This is a genomic window from Brachybacterium sp. 107, from assembly GCF_052379725.1.
Taxonomy (GTDB): Bacteria; Actinomycetota; Actinomycetes; order Actinomycetales; family Dermabacteraceae; genus Brachybacterium.
The window spans coordinates 1-1,446 of sequence record NZ_JBQSYW010000043.1; the positions used below are offsets into that span (position 1 = coordinate 1).

1 protein-coding gene is annotated in these 1,446 nt (G+C 67.7%); it reads right to left on the bottom strand.

Translation table 11 applies throughout. The features are described 5' to 3' along the window. Positions 1–6: 6 nt before the first annotated feature. The gene (locus ACT3UL_RS19200) at positions 7–1,332 is read right to left on the bottom strand and encodes an ISL3 family transposase (RefSeq protein WP_444579998.1); all 1,326 of its coding nucleotides are present in this window, start codon (positions 1,330–1,332) and stop codon (positions 7–9) included. Between the last annotated feature and the right edge of the window lie 114 nt (positions 1,333–1,446).

Here is a 1,446-nt window from a genome sequence, read left to right on the forward strand (position 1 = left end):
GGCTCTTCAGAGATGAGTGTGGGGTGAGGCGTCGAGTCCGCCGGCGATGAGGAGCATTCGGAGGCGGTAGTGCTCGAAGTTCCGGAACCCACGGGCAATACGGCGGCCGAGCTCGATGATCCCGTTGATGGCCTCCGTGCCGCCGTTGCTCGCGCCGTCGGTATCGAAGTAGGCCAGGAACGCCGTCTTCCAGCGGCGCAGCGTCTTCCCCAGCCTCGCGATCTCGGGAATCGGGCAGGACGGCAGAGTGTCGATGAGTCGCTCGGCGAGCCGACGTCCCTGGGCGGGTGTGGGCTGGTGGAACACGTCTCGGAGGTCCTGCGCGCACTGGTAGGCGACCTCGACTGCGACGTGATCGGGGTGAGCGGAGAATGCCCTGGCCAGGCGGTTCTGCTGGCGCGTGGTGAGACGTTCACGCCCGGCGCGGAGGATGTGCCGGATCCCGAACAGAGGGTCGCCTTTGCGGCCGCGGTGGCCGAGGGTCTCCTGCTGAATTCGGCGGCGGACGTCATCGACCGCAGCGCCGGCGAGCTTGACGATGTGGAAGGCGTCCAGCACGCAGGTGGCGTCCTCGAGCTGGTCATCGATCGCGTTCTTGTATCCCTGGAACGGGTCCAGCGTCGCGATCTCGATCCCCTCCCGGAACCTCTCACCGCGTTCGTCCAACCAGTCGCGATAGACCGTCCCGGACCGGCCTGGAACGAGATCGAGCAACCTCGCGGTGGGGTGGGTTCCTCGGGTCAGGTCCACCATCCCGGTGAGCGCTTTCGGCCCGCGCCGACGCGGGTCACGGTGGTGCCAGATGTGTTCGTCCACGCCCAGGACCTGCACGTCCTCGAACCGCGACGGGTCCTCCGCGGCCCGGGTCAGGACGGGCTGGACCTGGGACCAGAGCGTGTTCCAGGTCGTGCCGAGCTGCCGGGCGAGGCCCTGGATCGTCGCTCCCTCACGGCGGAGCTGACCGATCGCCCAGCGGATCGCGCGCGTGCTCAGCAGGCCCCGCGGGGCGCAAACCTCCGGGTCCTGCTCGAGAAACGTGGCCACCTCGCAAACGTCCTCGCGGCAGACCCAGCGGCGCTTGCGCCAGCGAATCCGCACCGGCCGGCCCGCCCAAGGCGCATCGATCACCTCAACCACGATCCGGCCGTGACCAGTGGCGATGACCCCGCAACCAGGACATCCCGTCACCGGGTCGCAGGACTCGACCTCGAGGACCAGCCCGGCCCGGGTCTTCGAGACGGCCACCAGATGGAGGCCGGGGAAGTCCAGGAGAAGGTCGCATCGGTCGCAGCGATCGAGCGCGGCAGGGCATACGCAACTATGGTTAAGCATTGTCGAGGTCCTTGGTGCGAGCAGAGGTAAGAGTCCGCTCATCATCGAGGACCTCGACGTCTATCCCCAGCTACACCACACCACCTGCGCGCCCACACTCATCTCTGAAGAGCC